The following is a 5395-nucleotide window of genomic DNA, read 5'->3' as shown; positions in this document are numbered from 1 at the left end:
GAGGACAGCTTTTTCCCTCGTGGCGGAGCCACTCGGGAAAAAGATCCCGCAGCGAGGGAACCGCTGAGGTTCCGCCACCCGAGTGCTCCGCAGATCCAGTTGAAAGACGACTGCTAGGTCAGGCGGAGTCGCCGGGGAGGAGTCGGTTCTCCACCGGGCGGTCGCCGTCCGCGGTCGTCCAGCGGCGCCGGTAGTTCGCCACGGCGTTGCCCAACCGGTCCCGGGCCGCCCGCGCCACCGCGTCGTCCGCCCCGATGCCCACGTGCGCGCACACCGCGATCGACGGGGCTTCCAGCCGGGGGCGCGCGTTCTTCACCGTCTCCACACCCCCAGTGTGCCGGGCGCCCCGGAACCGGCTCGATGCGGGGCGCGGCGCCCCGGTGCCCGGCCCGGCCGGGCACCGGGTGGCAGGGCTACCGCTGGGCGGTGTTCGCGGTCTCCGCCCAGCGCTCCAGCTGCTCCACCGTCAGCGGGACGCCGGGGAAGCGGGTGATCCGGTCCGCGGGGAACGGGCGCAGCATCATCGCGTGCTGCGGGTCCGCCGCCAGCTCCGCCATCGGGCTCGCCGCCAGCGCCTCCCGCAGCAGCTCCCCCGCCACCGGGTGGTCCAGCCAGGCACCCAGCTCGGACCGCGGGGTCAGCGGGTCGGTCACCGGCTCCCCGGCCAGCCGGATCGTCGAGGTCAGCCGGACGTCCCGCGAGGATGCCGCGGCGCGCAGCTCGAACTCGCCGCCCTCCACCACCCAGCGGCCCAGCGGGGTGTGCCAGAAGGCGAACGCGCGGCGGTCCAGCTCCAGCACCACCCGGGTCTCAGCGCCGGGTTCCAGCGCGACCTTGGCGAACGCCTTGAGCTCCTGCTGCGGCCGGGACACCGAGCAGCGCGAGTCGGCCACGTAGAGCTGCACGACCTCCTGCCCCGCGCGCGCACCGGTGTTGGTGACGGTGAGCGAGACCACCACCCGCGGATCCGGTCCGTCCTCGACCACCTCGACCGCCAGGTCCGACTGCTCGAAGGTCGTGTAGGACAGGCCCGCGCCGAACTCGTGGCTCACCGGCAGCTCGTGCGCGTCGTACCAGCGGTAGCCGATCAGCAGTCCCTCGCCGTAGCGCACCGACCCGTGCTCGCCGGGGAAGGCGCCGGTCGCCGGGTTGTGCGCCAGCCGCACCGGGATCGTCTCCGCCAGCCGTCCCGACGGGTTCGCGGCCCCGGTGAGCAGCGCGGCCAGCGCGTGGCCGCCGGCCTGCCCGGGCAGCCAGCCGTGCAGCACCGCCTGCGCGTGCCGCTCCCACTCGGCGACCGTGACCACCGAGCCGCCGGCCAGCACCACCACGACGCGCTCGTTCACCGCCGCCACCTCCCGCAGCAGCCGCAGCTGCGGTTCGGGCAGCGACAGGTGCTCGCGGTCGTAGCCCTCGGACTCGGCCGAGGGCGGCAGGCCGAGGAACAGCACCGCCACCTCGGCCGCCGCGGCCCGTTCCACCGCCTCGGCGATCAGCTCGGGGTCCGCGGCCTCGGCCGCCACCTCGTAGCCGGGCGCGAACTCCAGCGCGGCGAACCCGGCCCCGCGCAGCGCGCCGAGGGCGTCGTCCAGCTGCGTCGGCACCACCTGCGAACTGCCCGCGCCCTGGTAGCGCGGGGTGCGGGCGAACTCGCCCAGCACCGCCACCCGGGTCCGCGGCGGATCCAGCGGCAGGACGTCGTCGTCGTTCTTGAGCAGCACCGCGCTCTCCACCGCGGCGCGCTCCGCCAGCGCTCGGTGCTCGGCCGCGTCGAAGCCGTCCGCGGCGGGCAGCTCGGTGGTGGCCCGCCGCACCAGGCGCAGCACCCGCTCGGCGGCCGCGTCCACGTCCCGCTCGTCGAGTTCCCCGGCCCGCAGCGCCGCCAGGACCACCGCGCTCCCGGCGCCACCGGACGACGGCATCTCCAGGTCGAGCCCGGCGCGCAGGCTCGCGGCCCGATCGCCCACCGCGCCCCAGTCCGACACGACGAGGCCGTCGAAGCCCCACTCCTCGCGCAGCAGCTCGGTCAGCAGCCACCGGTTCTCCGCCGCGTGCACCCCGTTGATCCGGTTGTAGGAGCACATCACCGTCCACGGCCGTGCCTCCCGCACCACGTGCTCGAACGCGGGCAGGTAGATCTCGCGCAGGGTCCGCTCGTCCACCTCGGCGGAGACGGTGAGCCGGTCGGTCTCCTGGTTGTTCACCGCGAAGTGCTTCACCGAGGTGCCCACCCCGCGGGACTGCACGCCCCGCACCAGCGCCGCCGCCAGCCGCCCGGCCAGCAGCGGGTCCTCGGCGAAGTACTCGAAGTTCCGGCCGCACAACGGGCTGCGCTTCATGTTCACGCCCGGGCCCAGCAGCACCGCCACGTCCTCCGCGCGGCACTCGGCGCCCAGCGCCGCCCCGACCTCGTGCAGCAGCTCCTCGTTCCAGGTGGCGGCGAGTCCGGCTGCGGTGGGGAAGCAGGTCGCGGGCACGCTGTCGGCCAACCCGAGGTGATCGCCCCCGGTGCGCTGCTTGCGCAGCCCGTGCGGGCCGTCGGTGAGCATGATCGACGGGACGTCCGCGTCGGAGATCGCTTCGGTGCGCCAGAAGTCGGTGCCGTCCAGCAACGCCACCTTCTGCTCCAGCGTCAGCGAGCGCAGCAGCCCCGCGACGTCGCCGGCTCCGTCCACTCCGGTCTCCGGTGTTGCGGCCATCACGACTCCCCTCGACGGTTCCGGTACTGCCGAGATCGTCCCACCGCGTGCGCGGGTCCGAGCGCCCCGTCCGCCGGTTCCCAGCTGATTCCCAGGTTCCTCAACGCGGGCGGACGCACTGCTCACCTAGCGTCGAGACCGATCGATGCGGGCGACCGAGCCGGAGGTGAGCGGTGCGCGGTGATCGACGACCGTCGTGGGCGGAGCGGACCAGCCGGGCGCTCGCGGCGCTGCGCGGCGGCACGACCGGGCGGGCCGTGCTGTTCACCGCGGTCGGGGGAGCGACGACGGCGGTGAACGCGCTGCTCTACCTGCTGCTGCGCGGCACCTTCGCCACCGGGCCCGCGAACGTGCTGGCGCTGCTGGTGACCACGATCGGCTCCAGCGCGCTGCACCGGCGTTTCGTGTTCACCGGGCTGCCGGAGCGGCGGCTGCGGATGCACCTGCAGACGGCGGCGACGTTCCTGTTCTACTGCGTCTCCAGCAGCGCGGCGCTGGCCCTGCTGCGGCTGGTCGACGCCGATGCGGGCAGCGTGGCCGAAGCGGTCGCCGTGGCGGTGATGAGCGTCGCGGGCGGCATCACCCGGTTCACCGCGCTCCGCCTCTGGGTCTTCCACCGCGACCGGCACCGGCCGGCCGGGGGACGCCCGATCCCGGCGGCGGCCTGAGCGGTCCGGCGCACGGCGGTCGCGTTCACGGGATCAGGGCTGCGGGGCGGGCACGGCGTGCAGTTCGCCCGTCTCGTCGGCCGCGCAGGCGGCCCGCTCCTCGGTGCCCGCCAGGAACTCGCTCAGGCAGCCGGCGAGGGCCCGGTGCCCGGCCGCGTTGGCGTGGAACGACTCCTGCATCGCGTGCGGCGCCCGGTAGTCGTCCTGCAGGCTGCCCCAGTCCACGGTGAGCCGGGTGAACCACTCCTGCTCGCCGTCCCGTGGCGAGGGCACCTGCCCGGCCGGGGTGTCCTCGGCGGTGTCCGCGGTGCAGGCCTCCCGGCCGATCCCGGCGCGGGACAGGTCCAGGAACCGCGCCCCCACCTCGTCGGCGGCCGCGCGCAGCCCCTCGGACAGCTGCGGGACCCCGGTGTCGCGGATCCATTCCAGGTCACCGGTCTGGAACGGGCAGCCGGAGAGGTTGTTCAGCCGCGGGTCCACGTCCGGACCCACCGGCGACGCGTAGGACTGCACCACCAGCGAGTAGGCGGCGGGCGTGTACCCGGAGCGCTCCATCGCGGCCCGCACCTCGCGCAGCGCGGACACGACCTTCGGCCGCATCGCCGCGACCCGCTGCGGCCACAGGTCCCGCATCTGCTCGGCGCAGCCGCCGGGCACCCGGGTCGCCCACGCCTCCACGCACCGGTTCACCACGTCGGTGAAGGCGGGATCGTCGTTCGCGCCGACCTGCACCACGACGTCGGTGATCCGGAACCGCTGGGTCAGCTCGGCCAGCCGCGCGGCCTGGGAACCCTCGGCGTCGCCGTCCGCCCCGATGGCCGCGGCCTGCGCGCCGGAGCACGCCAGGTTGATGCGCGTCACGTCCGGCGGCAGCCGCAGCTGGTGCACCGGGGCCGCCGGGGAGCGGTGGCACCAGTTGCCGCCCTCGCCGTTGGTGCCCGCCTCGTAGTGACCGCCGCCCTCGCCGGACAGCGTGCTGTCGCCGAGCGTGACCACCGCGGCGGGCAGCCGTTCGGGCTGCTGCGGCAGGCTCGGCAGGTACTGATCACTGACCAGGACCGCGAGCGCCAGGACGCCGCAGATCGCCAGCAGTGCGAGGAATCTCGACATGTGCGCCCGCATCGCCGATCAGTCTATGAGCACCCGCGCGCGACCACGGCCGGTACCGGGCGGTGGTGAGCGCAACACCACGTGGAAACCGGTCCGGGCGCGCGGGAGAAAATCGGGCATCCCGTGCGTTGGACGGGGTGAGGCGGATTTGTCCCGGAGGTCGTTTTGCCCATTCTCCTGCTGCTCCTGGCCATCGGCGTCGTGGAGATCAGCGTGCTGGTGCTGGTCGGCAGCGCCATCGGCGTGCTGCCCACGATCGGACTGCTGTTCGGGGGCGCGTTCCTCGGCAGCTGGCTGCTGCGCAGGGAAGGGCGCCGCTCCCTCCAGGCGTTCAACGAGGCCGCGATGCAGCGCAAGCCACCGGAGCGGGAGGTCGCGGACGGGGTGCTGGTCGTGGCGGGCGGCCTGCTGATCGCGCTGCCCGGGTTCGTCAGCGACGTCGTGGGACTGGTGCTGCTGCTGCCGCCGACGCGGGCGCTGGTGCGCCGCCGGCTGGCTCGACGTGCCGAACGCCACGCCGAGCAGGTGCAGCAGCGGTTCTGGGCCCACGCGGGTGGCGTCGGGTTCCCCGCGGGCTTCCCGGGAGCGGGTTCCCCCGGTGCCGGGCGCGGTGCGGGGAGCCGTGACGGGGACGTCATTGACGGTGAAGTGGTATCGGTCAGTGAGGACGACGTCCCCCGCCAGCACCCGCCGCTGGGAACGTCGTCGCAGGCAGAGCGCCCGGACGGCGGCTCGCCGCGGTGAACCGCCCGGCGTGGCGCCGCTCGTGCGAGCACTGCGGGTAAGCTTCGGCGAACGATCGTGGGGGGGGGGGGGGGGGGGGGGGGGGCGCCCCCCCCCCCCCCCCCCGCGCGGGCGGGGGGGCGGGGGGGGCGGGGCGCCGCGCCCCCCCGCGGCGGGGGGGGGGCCGGGGGGGGG

General features: G+C 75.0%; 5 protein-coding genes. 2 read left to right on the top strand and 3 right to left on the bottom strand.

The window, feature by feature from the left end; genetic code table 11:
* Nucleotides 1-118: 118 nt before the first annotated feature.
* Both LCD35_RS29355 and LCD35_RS29350 read right to left on the bottom strand, forming a co-directional pair.
* A complete protein-coding gene (locus LCD35_RS29355) occupies nt 119-325 on the bottom strand; it encodes a hypothetical protein (protein ID WP_224960275.1) in 207 nt (68 codons plus the stop codon).
* 88 nt (nt 326-413) lie between these two features.
* Nucleotides 414-2699, bottom strand: coding sequence for a glycoside hydrolase family 3 C-terminal domain-containing protein (locus LCD35_RS29350; protein ID WP_224960277.1), 2286 nt, complete (start codon nt 2697-2699; stop codon nt 414-416).
* 173 nt (nt 2700-2872) lie between these two features.
* On the opposite strand from LCD35_RS29350, the gene LCD35_RS29345 reads away from it, so the two are divergent.
* The gene (locus tag LCD35_RS29345; RefSeq protein WP_224960279.1) at nt 2873-3367 is read left to right on the top strand and encodes a GtrA family protein; all 495 of its coding nucleotides are present in this window, start codon (nt 2873-2875) and stop codon (nt 3365-3367) included.
* Between the two features lie 33 nt (nt 3368-3400).
* Here the strand turns inward: LCD35_RS29345 and LCD35_RS29340 are convergent, their stop codons facing one another.
* Nucleotides 3401-4477: a GDSL-type esterase/lipase family protein gene (locus LCD35_RS29340; RefSeq protein ID WP_224967618.1), complete on the bottom strand. Its 1077-nt coding sequence runs from the start codon at nt 4475-4477 to the stop codon at nt 3401-3403.
* A 165-nt stretch (nt 4478-4642) separates the two neighbouring features.
* Here LCD35_RS29340 and LCD35_RS29335 point away from each other — a divergent pair, with 165 nt between their 5' ends.
* Complete coding sequence (locus LCD35_RS29335; RefSeq protein WP_224960282.1) at nt 4643-5221, top strand: FxsA family protein; 579 nt, start codon at nt 4643-4645, stop codon at nt 5219-5221.
* The last annotated feature ends 174 nt before the right edge of the window (nt 5222-5395 follow it).

The sequence above is a fragment of the Saccharopolyspora sp. 6V genome (genome assembly GCF_020176785.1).
GTDB lineage: Bacteria > Actinomycetota > Actinomycetes > Mycobacteriales > Pseudonocardiaceae > Saccharopolyspora_C > Saccharopolyspora_C gregorii.
The sequence above is the reverse complement of the archived record's forward strand: the minus strand, read 5'-3'. Positions and strand labels throughout refer to the sequence as shown.